The sequence below is a fragment of the Micromonospora sp. NPDC050276 genome, from assembly GCF_044459545.1.
Lineage (GTDB): Bacteria > Actinomycetota > Actinomycetes > Mycobacteriales > Micromonosporaceae > Micromonospora.
Genome location: NZ_JBITJA010000003.1, coordinates 171,483 through 185,592, shown reverse-complemented (window position 1 = coordinate 185,592; position 14,110 = coordinate 171,483). Strand labels below are relative to the sequence as shown.

Sequence of the window (14,110 nt, the reverse complement as noted above, 5' to 3'; positions counted from 1 at the left end):
GGTGCGCGGGTGGGTGATTCTGATTCCCGGGTGGTGATCGGCGAGCCGACCCCGGTCGGGGATCCTCGCAGCCGACCGCGGGCGCGGACGGATGCGGCAACCCCCCTACTTTGCCACATCTCCCGGCGGAGGTTGAAATCCGGCCTGGTCCAGGGCCGCGATGTCCCGTTTCTCGAGCCGATCGGCGGGCAGCGCGGCCAGCAAATCCGGGCGGCGGGCTGCGGTCCGCAGCAGACCCTCCTCGCGCCGCCAGCGGGCGATCTTGCCGTGGTCACCGGAGCGCAGCACCTCCGGCACGTCGTGCCCGCGCCAGCTCGGCGGCTTGGTGTAGATCGGAGCCTCCAACAGCCCGTGCGCGTGCGACTCCTCGTCCAGCGAGCCGGCGTTGCCCAGCACCCCCGGCAGCAGCCGGGTGATCGCCTCCAGCATCACCAGGACCGCGACCTCGCCGCCGAAGAGCACGTAGTCACCGAGCGAGACCTCGGTGACCGGCATCCGGGTGGCGGCGTACGTCAGGACCCGCTGGTCGATCCCCTCGTAGCGGCCGCAGGCGAAGAGCAGATGCGGCTCGGCCGCCAACTCGTACGCCATGGCCTGGCTGAACGGGGCACCGGCCGGCGACGGCACCAGCAGCCGGGGCGGCGCAGCCTCGGCCGGCGCCAGGGCATCCAGCGCCTCACCCCACGGCTCCGGGCGCATCACCATTCCCGGTCCGCCACCGTAGGGGGTGTCGTCGACCGTGCGGTGCACGTCGTGGGTCCAGGTCCGCAGGTCGTGCACGGCGAGCTGGAGTACGCCGTTGGCCCGCGCCCGTCCGATCAGCGACAGGTCCAGCGGGGCGAAGTACTCCGGAAAGATCGACACGACGTCGACGCGCATGCGGGGTGGTCCTAAAGGTCGAGCAGTCCGGCTGGCGGGTCGACGATCACACGTCCGCCGGCCAGGTCGACCTCCGGAACGATCGCCCGGACGAACGGGATCAACGCGGTACGCCCCTCGGGGCGCCGCAGCACCAGCAGATCGGACGAGGGTGCGTGGTCGATGCGGGCGACCTCGCCCAGGCGTTCGCCGGCCGGGGTCACCACGGCCAGCCCGACCAGCTGGTGGTCGTGGAACTCCTCCGGGTCGTCCGGCGGGGCCACGTCGGCGCTGTCCACCACGAGCAGGGTCCCGCGCAGCGCCTCGGCGGTGTCGCGGTCCAGGATGCCGTCGAACGCGACGAGCATCCGGCCCTGGTGGAAGCGGGCATCCTCGATGGTCAGCTCGGCCGGAACCCGGAACGGCACGCCAGGCCCGCCTACCGGCGCGGGCGTCGTCCCCGGCTCAGTGCTGCGCGCGGGCGGGGGCGTCGCCCCTGGCTCAGTGCGCAGCACTGCGCCAGGGGCGAACCGTGCCTCGGGTTCGTCGGTCCGCACTTCCACGGTGACCTCACCGCGGACCCCGTGCGGCTTGCCGATCCTGCCGACGACGAGTTGCATCAGTACGAGTCGACGATGTCGACGCGAACCCCGCGCCCGCCGATGGAGCCGATCACCTGGCGCAGCGCCTTGGCGGTCCGGCCGGACCGCCCGATCACCGTGCCGAGGTCCTCCGGGTGCACGCGGACTTCGAGCCGCTTGCCCCGACGGGAATCGACCATCCGCACCCGGACGTCGTCCGGGTGGTCGACGATGCCCTTGACCAGGTGCTCCAACGCCGGACGCAGTGGCATGTCAGGCCTGCTCACCGGCGTCGGCAGCGGCCGGAGCCTCGGCCGGAGCCTCGGTCTTCGGCGCCTCGGCCGGAGCCTCGGCAGCCTTGGCGGCCTTCTTGGCCGGCTTGGCCGGGGTCTCCGGGGCGAGCCCGGCAGCGGCCTTCGCCTCAGCCTCGTACGCCGCCTTGCGGTCGGCCCGCTCGGGGGCGACCTTCAGCGGCGGCGGGGCCGGCAGGCCCTTGTACTTCTGCCAGTCACCGGTCAGCTCCAGCAGCCGCTGCACCGCCTCGCTCGGCTGAGCGCCGACGGACAGCCAGTACTGGACGCGCTCCGACTTGACCTCGATGACCGAAGGGTCTTCCTTCGGCTGGTACACCCCGACGAACTCGATCGCCCGGCCGTCACGCTTGGTGCGCGAGTCGGCGATGACGATGCGGTACTGCGGGTTGCGGATCTTGCCCATCCGCAGGAGCCGGATCTTTACGGCCACAGTTGTTTCGCTCCTGTTGCGATCTCACCGGCCCGTACGGGCGGTGTGCATGGGTGAGCGCCGACGGCACAGTGGGGTTGGGCCGGAGACTACTCGGTGGACTGGCGACGTGCCCGGGTTAGAGGGCGCCGGACGCGCGCCGGATACCAGCGACCCATTCTGCCAGATCCGATGCCGATCTCCCGCATCGGACCCGGACACCGCGTCACCGGTGATCCGGAACACCGTTCAGCGCACCGGTGGGCGGTCCCATCCCGGCGGAAGTTTGTCCGGTACGCCCCACTCTGGCGGGGGGACGAAGTCACACCAGGTGCCGTCGAACGGGAACTCCCCGGCCTCGGCGACCCTGATCACCCGCTCCCCCTCGGCGCGGACCGCCTTCTCGTCGGTCACCCAGTAGTCCGCACCGAAGGCGAGCCGCTCGACGAACTCGTCCTCGTCCTTCCAGTCCCAGCTGAGGTCCGGTCGCACCACCACGTCCAGATCCTGGTCGACCATGTCGACGCCGGCCACCGGGCCGTCGTCCCAGCGGACAGCGGGCTCCTCCAGGTTGACGTACCAGTTGGCGAACCGACCCTGCTCGTCCCGGAACCACCAGACGGAGTGCGCCGCCCCGGTGGGCAGGAACTTCAGCACCGGCGGGCCGTTCCAGCGCCCCTGGGCCACCCGGTACGTCGACGAAACCCACTGGGCGAACGGCATCGACCGCGCCCCCAGCCCTTCCTCGGTCACCTCGTGGGCCACCGGCGAGTCCCGGGCGATCCACAGCAGCAGGCCCCGCTCGTCGTCGCTGACCACGCGAGCCGGTCGGACCCACCCGATCCGCCCATGCCGCACGTTCCGGTGCAGAATCAGCCGGCCCGGCTCGAACCGGTCGATCGGGTTGCCCGGCCGCACCTCAGTAGGCGCGGGCGAGGATGGCGATCAGGTCGGGCTCGTCCTCGGAGTCCGGCACCGAGCCGTCGGCGCGCAGCAGGCAGCGCACCGTGACGCCCTGACCGTTCGCCTCGGCCTCGCCGGCCACGCCGACCGCCGACCACGGCACCCGCGCCCAGCCGGTCGCGGCGGCCTCGATCGCCTCGGCCAGGGTGGCCACGTCCACCGTGCGCGCCTCGCGGTTCGCCAGCGCCTGGTCGTGTAGCACCTGCTGATCGGTCTCCAGGGCGGCCAGCACCGCGGCGACCACGTCGGCCACCGGCGTCGGGGTCTTCGACCCGTCGGTGCGGCGCACCACCACGGCGTTACCGGCGGCCAGGTCACGAGGGCCGACCTCGACGCGTACCGGATAGCCACGCAGCTCGGCGTCGACGGCCCGGCGGCCGAACGGGGTGTCGGTCCGGTCGTCGAGCGCGACCCGGACACCGGCGTCGCGCAGGCCGTCGCGCAGCTTGGCCGCCGCCTCCGCGACGCCCTCGCCATCCTTGACGATCATGACGTACGCCTGGATCGGGGCCAGCCGCGGCGGCACGCGCAGACCGTTGTCGTCGCCGTGCGCCATGATCAGGCCACCGAGCATCCGGGTCGACGTGCCCCAGGAGGTGGTCCAGGCGTGCTCCCGGCCGCCCTCCTTCGCGGAGTAGCTGATGTCGAACGCCTTGGCGAAGTTCTGGCCCAGCTCGTGGCTGGTGCCCAGCTGCAACGCCTTGCCGTCACCCATCATGCCTTCGCAGGTGTACGTGGCCGTCGCGCCGGCGAAGCGCTCCCGCGCCGTCTTCAGGCCGACCACCACCGGAATGCCGATCACGTTGACCATCAGGTCCTCGTACGCCTCGTGCAGGATCCGCCGCGCGTACGCCCGGGCATCCTCACGGGTGGCGTGCGCGGTGTGCCCCTCCTGCCAGAGGAACTCGCTGGTACGCAGGAAGATCCGCGGGCGAAGCTCCCACCGGACCACGTTCGCCCACTGGTTGAGCAGCAGCGGCAGGTCCCGGTACGAGTCGATCCACTTGGCCATGAACTCGCCGATGACCGTCTCGCTGGTGGGGCGTACCACCACCGGCTCGGCGAGCGGCTTGCCGCCACCGTGCGTGACCACCGCCAGCTCCGGCGAGAAGCCCTCGACGTGCTCGGCCTCACGCTTGAGGTAGCTCTCCGGGATGAACAGCGGGAAGTACGCGTTCTCCGCACCCGCCGCCTTGATCCGGGCGTCCATCTCGAGCTGCATCCGCTCCCAGATGGCGTAGCCGGCCGGTCGGATGACCATGGTGCCGCGAACCGGGCCGTTGTCGGCCAGCTTCGCCTTGGCGATCAGGTCCTGGTACCAGCGGGGGAAATCCTCCGCACGGGGAGTGAGCACGCGTGCCATGACCGCACATCCTATGCGCCGCGCGGGCGGACACCGCGCCCGGGAGTCGCCCCGCGTCGCAGCGTGCCCCGCGTCGCAGCGTGCCCCGCGTCGCGCCGTGCGTCGCGCCGTGCGTCGTGCCGGGACCGCGTCGCGCCCGCGCCGTCCCGCTGCGCTGGCGGCTCGCCCGTAGAATTCGACCACCATGGCTGCATCGACTGACGCCCCTCGCCAACGGCTGCGGGACACGATCGTGGACGCCGCCCGCGCCCGGACCATCGCCGCCGGGTGGGACGCGGTCCGGATGGGCGGGGTGGCCACCACGGCCGGGGTGAGCCGACAGACCGTCTATAACGAGTTCGGTAGCAAGGCGGGGCTGGCCGAGGCACTCGCCCGCGCCGAGGTGGACCGATTCGTCGGCGATGTTCGCGACGCGCTGCTCGCACACGGCTCCGACGTGCGCGCCGGCGCGTACGCCGCCATCGCACACACCCTCGCCACCGCAGCGGACAACCCGCTGGTCAAGGCGATCCTGACCAGCGCCCGGGGCGGGTCGGACGAGCTACTGCCGTACCTCACCACCCGTGCCGAGGTGGTGCTCACCGAGGCGTCCGGCGCGCTGATCGACTGGGCCGGCGACCACCTGCCGGGGGCGGACCCGACCACGCTGGCCTTCGCCGCCGACACCATCGTCCGCCTGGTGGTCAGCCACATCGTCCTCCCCCGGGAACCGATCGAGCAGACCGCGACCGCCCTCGCCGACCTGGCCGTGCACCTCTTCATGTCAGCCGCCCGCCCGCCCCGCTGAGACCCTCCCCGAAGCCCCACAAGTCGGCACCGGGCACGCTCCCGCACCCCGCAGGCCCTACACCCCGCGCAGGCCCCACCCCGCATTCCCCGCACCCCGCAGGCCCCGCACCCCCGCAGGCCCCGCACCCCCGCAGGCCCTGCGCCGCGCAGGCCCGCAGCCCGCAGCCCGCAGCCCGCAGCCCGCAGCCCGCAGCCCGCAGCAAGATCCGAGCAACTTCCCCGATGTTGCTGCCTGCGGCGCGCGGGAGGCAGCAACATCCCTGATGTTGCGCGGATCTTCCTCGTTGATCTCGCCTCGTGCCGCAAGATCGCGCTCGACCCTGGATGTCAACACCGTTGCGTTAGACGGAGTGGCTGTTCGTCAACCCCGCGCTGTCCCGTCAATCATGGAGTTGTGATGGGTGGCAAAGTGCCCGCATCGAGCCAACCAGGCACCGTAACTCCATCATCGACGAGGGCAGGCTGCCCCTCCTCCGCGATCTTGCGTTTACTGTCGCGACATAAGAGGGTATTCCGCACATATCGGCCACCGAAACTGCAAGATCGGCGCGGGCGGGGCGTTTCTGGAGTGACGGACCTGGGTTCACCGTGCCCTTGCGCCCAGCAACCGATCGCTAACGCAACGGTGTTGCCCTGGATGTAGTGGCATCCCCCGTGCCCGAGGCCACTACATCCTGCTTCGAGCGTGATATTGCGACGCGACGCGACGCCACACCACGCCACGCCACGCCATGCCACGCGACGCCACGCACGGAGCGCGGCGCGCTTGCGGGGGGTCAGCGGATGACGTGGCCGCGGAGGATCGTGCGGGACGGGGCCCGGACGACGCGCAGGTCGCTGCGGGGGTCCTCGGGGTAGACGGTCAGGTCGGCGAGGCCGCCCTCGACCAGGCCGGGGAAGCCGAGCCAGGCGCGGGCGCCCCAGGAGGCGGCGGCGAGTACGTCGATGGGTGCCATGCCGGCCCGCTCGTGCAGCAGCAGCATCTCCTCGGCGGCCAGCCCGTGGTCGATGCCGCCGCCGGCGTCGGTGCCCACGTAGATCGGCACGCCCGCCTCGTGCGCGGCGCGGACCACCTCGGGGAAGCCGTCGCGCAGGGTGAGCATGTGCTCGGCGTACCCCGGGAACTTGCCCTGCGCCTGCTCGGCGATGCCTCCGAAGGTCGCGATGTTGATCATTGTGGGGACGAGCGCGGTGCCCTGGCGGGCCATCTCGTCGATGAGGTCGAGGCTCAGCCCGGTGCCGTGCTCCACCGAGTCGACGCCGGCTCGCACCATGATCTCGACGGCCGACTCGGAGAAGGTGTGCACCGCGGCGCGTACCCCGGCGTCGTGTGCCGCGCGCACGGCCGCGGTGAGGGTGTCCGCGTCCCAGGCCGGCGCCAGGTCACCCACGCCCCGGTCGATCCAGTCGCCGACCAGCTTGACCCAGCCGTTGCCGGCCCGGGCCTGCGCGGCCACCGTCGCGGCCACCTCGGTCGCGTCGACCTCCACGCCGATGTCGCGCAGGTAGCGCTTCGGCGGGGCGACGTGCTGGCCCGCGCGGGCCAGTCGCGGCAGGCCCGGCTCGTCGTCGAGTTCCGGGTACGGGTACGGCGAGCCGGCGTCGCGGATCGCCAGCACTCCGGCGTCCCGGTCGATGTGGGCCAGCTCGCGGGCCTGGTCGAGCGAGGTGATCGGGGCGCCACCTCGGGCGATGCCGATGTGGCAGTGCGCGTCGACCAGCCCCGGCAGCACGAAGCCGCCGTCGACCACCGTCTCCGCGCCGGGCACCGGGGTGAAGGTCACCCGGTCGCCGACCAGCCAGAGTTCCCGGACCTCGTCGTCGGGGAGCAGCACGCCGCGCACATGAAGGGCCATGCGCACAGTCCTACCCGATCACTCCTCGTCGGGGGCGAGCAGGTGGTTCTTCCGGGTGGTCAGCGCGGGCAGGTCCACGGAGACCTTCCAGGGGCGCTCGGTGACGAACAGGTCCTCGGTGTGGGCGACCTGTTCGTACTCACGGGTCGACCCGAGGGTGTACTCGGTGAGCGTGACGCGTTCCTGGAGCGGGTCCACCACCCAGTAGGACCGGACGCCGGCGTGCGCGTAGACCTTCGCCTTGTCGTACATGTCGCGGAAGGTGGAGGTCGGTGAGACGACCTCCACGGCGAGCAGGGCGTCCTCCACCGGGACGGGCGACCGGCCGGCGTGCTTGCGGCGGATGACCACCACGTCGGGACGTGGCTCGTTGCGCCGGTCGACCCGCATCGACAGGTCGATGCTGACCAGGTACTCCGGCGGGCAGTTGACTTCGACAGCCAGCAGCAGTCGGACACAGAGATCTTGGTGCACGGCAGTGGGCGACGGCACGATCAACCTTCCGTTGATCAGTTCGTACGGAAGGTCCTTCGGTAGGTCACCGAGGTCGTCGACCGTCCACTCGTGCCGCTCCGGCAGGATCGGGGCTGCGGTCATGACATCTCCTTCCAGAGGGCGACATCACCCTAAGCGCCGGATCAGTCGCCTGCCGTCACCAACACGCGTCAGCGCGGGCCCTTGTCGCCACCCTTGCCGAGCTTGTTGAAGTCGATCTTCGGGAGCTTGAAGCCGGGCGGCAGGCCCTGGCCGCCGGCGAGGTCGTTCGGGTCCATCCCCGGCGGGAGCTGCGGCATGCCACCCGGGAAGCCGCCCGGGATGCCGGCGCCGGCCCCGGTGCGTGGACGACCGCCGCCCTTGGTGCCCTTGCGCTTGTTCTTCGGCGACTTGGTCGCCTTACGGCGGCCACCGCCGGGCAGGCCCATCATGCCGCCCATCTGCTTCATCATCTTCTGCGCGTCGGCGAAGCGGTTGAGCAGCTGGTTGACGTCCATCACGGTGACCCCGGAGCCGTTGGCGATGCGGGCCCGGCGGGAGCCGTTGATGATCTTCGGGTTGGTCCGCTCGCCCGGGGTCATCGACCGGATGATCGCGGTGACCCGGTCGAAGTGGCTGTCGTCCAGGTCGGCGAGCTGGTCCTTCATCTGCCCCATGCCGGGCATCATGGCCAGCACGTTGGCGATCGGGCCCATCCGTCGCACCGCGATGAGCTGGTCGAGGAAGTCGTCCAGGGTGAACTGCTCACCGCCCATCAGCTTGGCGGTCATCTTCTCCTTCTGATCGGAGTCGAAGGCCTGCTCGGCCTGCTCGATCAGAGTGAGGACGTCGCCCATGCCGAGGATCCGGCTGGCCATCCGGTCGGGGTGGAAGACGTCGAAGTCCTCCAACTTCTCACCGGTGGAGGCGAACAGGATCGGCTGCCCGGTGACCTCGCGGACCGACAGCGCGGCACCACCACGGGCGTCGCCGTCGAGCTTGGAGAGCACCACACCGGTGATGCCGACGCCGTCGCGGAACGCCTCGGCGGTGCGGACGGCGTCCTGACCGACCATCGCGTCGATGACGAAGATGACCTCGTCCGGCGAGACGGCGTCGCGGATGTCGGCGGCCTGCTGCATCATCTCGGCGTCGATGCCGAGCCGGCCGGCGGTGTCGACGATGACGATGTCGCGGGCGGCACGCTTGGCGTGCTCGATCGAGGCGCGGGCCACCTGCACCGGGTCGCCGGTGCCGTTGCCGGGCTCCGGGGCGTACACCTCGACGCCGGCCCGGCCACCGAGCACCTGGAGCTGCCCGACGGCGTTGGGGCGCTGGAGGTCGGCGGCGACGAGCAGCGGCTGGTGCCCCTGGCCCTTGAGCCAGCGGGCCAGCTTGCCGGCCAGGGTGGTCTTACCGGAACCCTGGAGACCCGCCAGCATGATCACCGTGGGGGGCTGCTTGGCGAACTGGAGCCGCCGCCCCTCGCCGCCGAGCACGTTGATCAGCTCTTCGTTGACGATCTTGATGATCTGCTGGGCCGGGTTCAGTGCCTGGGAGACCTCGGCGCTGCGGGCGCGCTCCTTGACGGCCGCGATGAAGCCCTTGACCACCGGCAGCGCGACGTCCGCCTCCAGCAGCGCGAGACGGATCTCGCGCGCGGTGGCGTCGATGTCGGCGTCGGTGAGCCGTCCCTTGCCGCGGAGCTTGGTGAAGATCCCGGACAGGCGGTCACTCAAGGTGTCAAACACGCGAACATCCCGTTTGTCAGTGTTCCGGCGGGCACAACGCGACCGGCACTGCGGAGTCCGGCCACCGCTAGGGTAGCCGCCCGGCCGCAGGGCCGCTGTCGCCCGGCCCGGGGTCTCACCCCGACACCAAACCCGACTGGTACGCGAAGACGACGAGCTGGGCCCGGTCCCGGGCGCCCAGCTTGCCCATCGCCCGGCTGACGTGGGTCCGCGCGGTCGCCGGGCTGACCACCAGCCGCACGGCGATCTCCTCGTTGTTCAGCCCCTCACCGACCAGGCCGACGACCTGACGCTCCCGATCGGTCAGCGAGTCCAGCCGGGGGTGCGGACGCAGCACCCGGGACGGCCGGGTGGCGAACTCCCGCACCACCCGGCGGGTCACCGACGGCGACAGCAGCGCCTCCCCCTCGGCGACCAGCCGGATCGCCCGCAGCAACTCGGCCGGTCGGGTGTCCTTGGTGAGGAAGCCACTCGCACCGTGCCGCAACGCGTCGAAGACGTACTCGTCCAGCTCGAACGTGGTGAGCACCACCACCCGCGTACCGGTCAGGTCGGGGTCCGCGACGATGCGGCGGGTCGCCTCGATGCCGTCGATACCGGGCATCCGGATGTCCATCAGCACCACGTCCGGCCGTTCCCGACGGGCCAACTCGACCGCCCGCAGCCCGTCGGACGCCTCGCCGGCCAACGCCAGGTCGTCCTCGCTCTCCACCAGCGCGCGCAGCCCGAGCCGAACCAGGTCCTGGTCGTCGGCGACCAACACCCGGATCACGTCGCCGGCTCCACGGGGAGCGCGGCATACACCCGGAACCCGCCGCCGGCGCGCGGCCCGGTGGCCAACCGCCCACCCAGCGCCGCGACCCGTTCCCGCATCCCGGCCAGACCGTGCCCGCTCTCGTCGTCGGCGGGAGCTGTCCCGGCGCGTCCGGCACCCGTCCCCCGGTCGGTGACCTCGACGGTCACCTCGTCCTTGCGGTAGCCCACGGTCACCTGCGCGCTCGCCACCCCGGCGTGCCGCAGCACGTTGGTCAACGCCTCCTGCACCACCCGGTACGCGGCCAGGTCCACCGCGGCCGGCAACTCCCGAGGGTCACCGATTACGCGCACGTCGACGGCGAGCCCGGCTCCGGCGAGCCGGTCGCGCAGCGCGGGGAGCCGGGCCAGGCCGGGTACCGGTTCGCGTTCCGCGCCCCGCCGCACCGCGCCCAGGGTGACCCGCAGCTCGTCCAGCGCCTCGCGGCTGGTCCGGCTGATCGCGGTCAGGGCCACCTCCGCCTGCTCCGGTCGCTTCGGCAACAGGTGCAGGGCGATCTCCGCCTGCATGCTGATCGCGGCGAGCCCGTGCCCCACCACGTCATGCACCTCCTGCGCGATCCGCAGCCGCTCCTCGTCGGCCTGCCGTCGAGCCTGTTCGGCACGACTGCGGGCCTCTTCGGCACGGGTACGCGCGGCCGCCTCACGACTCACCCGCACCACCACCCCCACCGCGAACGGTACGACCACCCAGGCCGACGCGGGCAGCACTCCCGCCCAACCCGGAGCCGGTCCCCGGCCGACGAAGACGTGCGCCAACAACAGGACGAACGCCCCACCGGTGGCGAGCGCCGCCGGGCGCACCGGCAGCCGCACCGCCACGGTGTACACCGCGATCAGGAACGTGACCAGGATCGGCCCGTACGGATAGCCGAGCACGAGATACGTCGAGGTGGCCACGGTGACCACGGCGAGGGTGGCGACCGGAGTACGGCGCCGAACCACCATGGCGAGCGCGGCGATGGCGAGCAGCAGCCGACTGGCGGCGTCCACCGGCCTCGACCCCGGCTGATTGTCTCCGGCCAGACCGGTGGCGAGCAGCCCGAACCCGAGCAGCACCAGGGCGAGCGCGGCATCCGCCGCCACCTCCGGCCACCGCCACTGCCCGACTCGTCGCATGGCCGTCATTCTGCCCGCGCCGACGCCCCTTCACGTGCGCCCACGAGCGGCACCGCCGCTACGCCCCCGGGCGTACCCCCACCCCCGCGATCTTGCAGTTTGTGTCGTCGCAATGCGTCTTCTGCGCGGTATGCGGGGACAGTAAGTACAAGATCGGCGCGGGAGTGGGGGGTTAGACGGCGGCGAGCACCGCGGCCTCCAGGCGGGCCCGGGTGGCGTCGTCGGGCCAACCCCCGACCAGGTAGAAGGCGTCCACCACGTCGGCGCCGAGGGTGGAGATGCGGGCCGCGCGGACCAGAGCACCGGCCTCGTCGAGCGCGCAGGCGACCCGGTAGAGCAGTCCGGCGGCGTCGGCGGCGCGCAGTTCCAGCAGCACGGCGTCGGTGGCCGCCTCGCGGTGCCAGACCACGCGGGGAGCCGCGCCACCGCCACGGCTGGCGAGTGCTCGGCCGCGCAGCCGTTGGGTGACCGACACGTCGCCGGCGACCGCCCGGCGCAGGTCGGCACGGAGGGGGACCGGGTCGGGCGGGAGGCCGTAGCGGGGCTGCACCCGACACTCGACCAGGGCCCGGCCGTCGACGGCGGAGGCGTCCGCGGAGATCACTTCCAGCCGGTGCAACGCCAGGCAGCCGGCCACCGTGGCGAGCAGACCACGCCGGTCGGCCGCGGCGACCGACACCCGGTCCCCGGTCAGGTGCACGACCGGCAGCGGCCCGGCCAGCAACGCCGGGTCCGGGGCGGGTGGCTCGGGCAGTACGCCGGTGTCCAGCGCGGTGCGCACCCGGGCGACCAACTCGGCGACCAGTCGACCCTTCCAGTCGGACCAGGCCGCCGGCCCGGTCGCCGCCGCGTCGGCGCGGACCAGCGCGTGCAGCAGCTCGAGGGTGCCGGTGTCGCCGACCGCCTCGGCCACCGAGGCGATGGTGACCGGGTCGGAGAGGTCCCGGCGGGTGGCCACGTCGGGCAGCAACAGGTGCAGCCGGACGAGCTTGCCGATCAGCTCGACCTCCGGGGCGGGCAGACCGATCCTGGTGGCCACCGCCTCGGCGACGGGCACACCGACGGTGCTGTGGTCACCGGGGAGGCCCTTGCCGATGTCGTGCAGGAGGGCGCCGAGGAGCAGCAGGTCGGGGCGTTCCACCTCGCGGGCGTGCCGGCTGGCCTCGTGCGCGGTCTGCACGAGGTGCCGGTCGAGGGTAAAGCGGTGCACCGGGTTGTGCTGGGGCAGGCTGCGCAGCCGGGTCCACTCGGGCAGCCAGCCGTCGACCAGCCCGTACCGGTCGCAGGTCTCCCAGGCCGGCACCAGGCCGGGACCGGCGCCGAGCAGCGTGGTCAGCGCGGCCCGGGCCTCGGCCGGCCAGGGGGCGGGCAGTGGCGGGCAGTACGCCGCCAGCCACTCGCAGGTGGCCCGAGCGATGGGGAGTCGGGTCGTGGCCGACGCGGCGGCCACCCGCAGGGAGAGGCTCGGGTCGGGGCGTGCCCCGATCGCCGTTCGGGCGAGCACCAGTTCGCCGTCGTGTTCGACCACGTCTCGGGCGACCGGGCGGCGAGCAGGGCGGCCGTTGCCGCCCCGGGATCGGCCGGACCGCAGCCGGTCCGCGGCCCGGAAGGCGTCGTCCAGGGCGTGGCTGACCGTGCGGGCATCACCGGCGACCCGGCGCAGCAGGGCGTCGCCGTCTTCCAGACCCAACAGGACGGCCACTCCGTCGCGCTCCTGGGCGACGAGCCGGTCGACCCGTCGGCCGACCTGCTGGTGCAGCGCGTCGCGGGTGTCCAACAGACGCAGGTGGGCGGCGCGTACGGCGGGGCGCAGCGCGTCGGTGATGCCGGCCGCGGAGATCGCCCGCAGCAGCCCCACGTCGCGTAGACCGCCGGCGGCCTCCTTGAGGTCACCCTCCAGCAGGAACGCCAACTCACCGTGGGCCTGCCAACGGGCTTCGGTGACCTCGCGCAGACCGGGCAGGTGCCGGACGGCGGTGCGCCGCCAGTGGTCGGCGGCGGTGCGGATCAGCCCGTCGGCCAGGGCCTGGTCGCCCACGACCAGCCGGGCGTCGAGCAGTCCGAGGGCGACCTTGACGTCGTCCTGGGCCACCGAGAGCGCCTCGGCGACGGTGCGGACCGAATGGTCGAGCCGCAGGCCCGCGTCCCAGATCGGGTACCAGACCGAGGCGGCCAACTCGTCCGTGCCGGGCACCCCGGAGTGCAGCAGCACCAGGTCGAGGTCGCTGTACGGGGCGCACTGCCGCCGACCCAGTCCCCCGACGGCGAGCAGCGCCACCCCGTCCCGCGCCGGCAACAACCCCCGCAAAAAGCCGTCGTACGCCGCAGCCCTCCCCCGCCGGGCCGCTTCACCGATTCCCCCGGGAACGCCGACGACCTCGTTGATCAAGAGGTTCGCGTCGCCGTCACCGGCGTGCCCTGACGCGTTCTTCTTGATCAACGAGGTCATGTCAGTCGTGGTCGAGGTCAGAGTGCGTCGAGGCCGCGCTCGCCGGTACGGACCCGGACGACCTCTTCGACACCGGTGACCCAGACCTTGCCGTCACCGATCTTGCCCGTACGGGCCGCCCCGACGATGGCGTCCACGACCTTTTCCACGTCGATCTCGTCGGTGAGCACCTCGACCCGGATCTTGGGCAGGAACTCGACCGTGTACTCGGCACCCCGGTAGACCTCGGTGTGCCCCTTCTGCCGCCCGTACCCCTGAACCTCGCTGACGGTCAGCCCGGCCACCCCGAGGGCGTGCAGGGCCTCCTTCACCGCATCCAGTTGGTACGGCTTGATGACTGCGGTCACCAGCTTCATGTCCAACCCCTCCAT

The 14,110-nt window shown here is 72.2% G+C and carries 14 protein-coding genes; 1 reads left to right on the top strand and 13 read right to left on the bottom strand.

Features of this window, described 5'->3' with window-relative positions; all coding sequences use genetic code 11:
• Positions 1–105: 105 nt before the first annotated feature.
• The 6 genes from trmD to proS form a co-directional block, all read right to left on the bottom strand.
• Entirely contained in the window at positions 106–879 is a 774-nt protein-coding gene (trmD, locus tag ACIBF8_RS06935) for a tRNA (guanosine(37)-N1)-methyltransferase TrmD (protein ID WP_396781418.1), read from the bottom strand.
• Between the two features lie 11 nt (positions 880–890).
• Positions 891–1,478 (bottom strand): ribosome maturation factor RimM, encoded by a 588-nt coding sequence (gene rimM, locus ACIBF8_RS06930; RefSeq protein ID WP_396781417.1) that lies wholly within the window; start codon positions 1,476–1,478, stop codon positions 891–893.
• Complete coding sequence (locus ACIBF8_RS06925) at positions 1,478–1,738, bottom strand: RNA-binding protein (RefSeq protein WP_172862164.1); 261 nt, start codon at positions 1,736–1,738, stop codon at positions 1,478–1,480. Before ACIBF8_RS06925 ends, rimM begins: the two co-directional genes overlap by 1 nt.
• Positions 1,713–2,183: a 30S ribosomal protein S16 gene (rpsP, locus tag ACIBF8_RS06920; RefSeq protein WP_396781416.1), complete on the bottom strand. Its 471-nt coding sequence runs from the start codon at positions 2,181–2,183 to the stop codon at positions 1,713–1,715. The genes ACIBF8_RS06925 and rpsP overlap by 26 nt, the downstream gene beginning before the upstream one ends.
• Before the next feature lie 228 nt (positions 2,184–2,411).
• A complete protein-coding gene (locus ACIBF8_RS06915) occupies positions 2,412–3,080 on the bottom strand; it encodes a DUF402 domain-containing protein (RefSeq protein WP_396781415.1) in 669 nt (222 codons plus the stop codon).
• A 1-nt stretch (position 3,081) separates the two neighbouring features.
• Positions 3,082–4,488 carry a proline--tRNA ligase gene (proS, locus tag ACIBF8_RS06910; protein WP_396781414.1) on the bottom strand — a complete coding sequence of 469 codons (1,407 nt, stop codon included), beginning with the start codon at positions 4,486–4,488 and terminating at the stop codon, positions 3,082–3,084.
• A 184-nt stretch (positions 4,489–4,672) separates the two neighbouring features.
• Between proS and ACIBF8_RS06905 the strand changes: the two genes are divergently transcribed.
• Positions 4,673–5,275 (top strand): TetR family transcriptional regulator, encoded by a 603-nt coding sequence (locus tag ACIBF8_RS06905; protein WP_396781413.1) that lies wholly within the window; start codon positions 4,673–4,675, stop codon positions 5,273–5,275.
• Positions 5,276–6,053: 778 nt separating this feature from the next.
• On the opposite strand, the gene ACIBF8_RS06900 is transcribed toward ACIBF8_RS06905, so the two are convergent.
• The 7 genes from ACIBF8_RS06900 to ACIBF8_RS06870 form a co-directional block, all read right to left on the bottom strand.
• A complete protein-coding gene (locus ACIBF8_RS06900) occupies positions 6,054–7,133 on the bottom strand; it encodes an amidohydrolase family protein (protein WP_396781412.1) in 1,080 nt (359 codons plus the stop codon).
• An 18-nt stretch (positions 7,134–7,151) separates the two neighbouring features.
• A complete protein-coding gene (locus ACIBF8_RS06895; RefSeq protein ID WP_396781411.1) occupies positions 7,152–7,730 on the bottom strand; it encodes a Uma2 family endonuclease in 579 nt (192 codons plus the stop codon).
• Between the two features lie 68 nt (positions 7,731–7,798).
• Positions 7,799–9,358: a signal recognition particle protein gene (gene ffh / locus ACIBF8_RS06890; RefSeq protein WP_396781410.1), complete on the bottom strand. Its 1,560-nt coding sequence runs from the start codon at positions 9,356–9,358 to the stop codon at positions 7,799–7,801.
• A 115-nt stretch (positions 9,359–9,473) separates the two neighbouring features.
• A complete protein-coding gene (locus ACIBF8_RS06885) occupies positions 9,474–10,130 on the bottom strand; it encodes a response regulator (protein ID WP_396781409.1) in 657 nt (218 codons plus the stop codon).
• Complete coding sequence (locus ACIBF8_RS06880) at positions 10,127–11,290, bottom strand: sensor histidine kinase (RefSeq protein WP_396781408.1); 1,164 nt, start codon at positions 11,288–11,290, stop codon at positions 10,127–10,129. Before ACIBF8_RS06880 ends, ACIBF8_RS06885 begins: the two co-directional genes overlap by 4 nt.
• Positions 11,291–11,462: 172 nt before the next feature.
• Complete coding sequence (locus ACIBF8_RS06875) at positions 11,463–13,739, bottom strand: [protein-PII] uridylyltransferase (protein WP_396781407.1); 2,277 nt, start codon at positions 13,737–13,739, stop codon at positions 11,463–11,465.
• Between the two features lie 17 nt (positions 13,740–13,756).
• Positions 13,757–14,095, bottom strand: coding sequence for a P-II family nitrogen regulator (locus ACIBF8_RS06870; protein WP_208648869.1), 339 nt, complete (start codon positions 14,093–14,095; stop codon positions 13,757–13,759).
• Positions 14,096–14,110 lie beyond the last annotated feature (15 nt).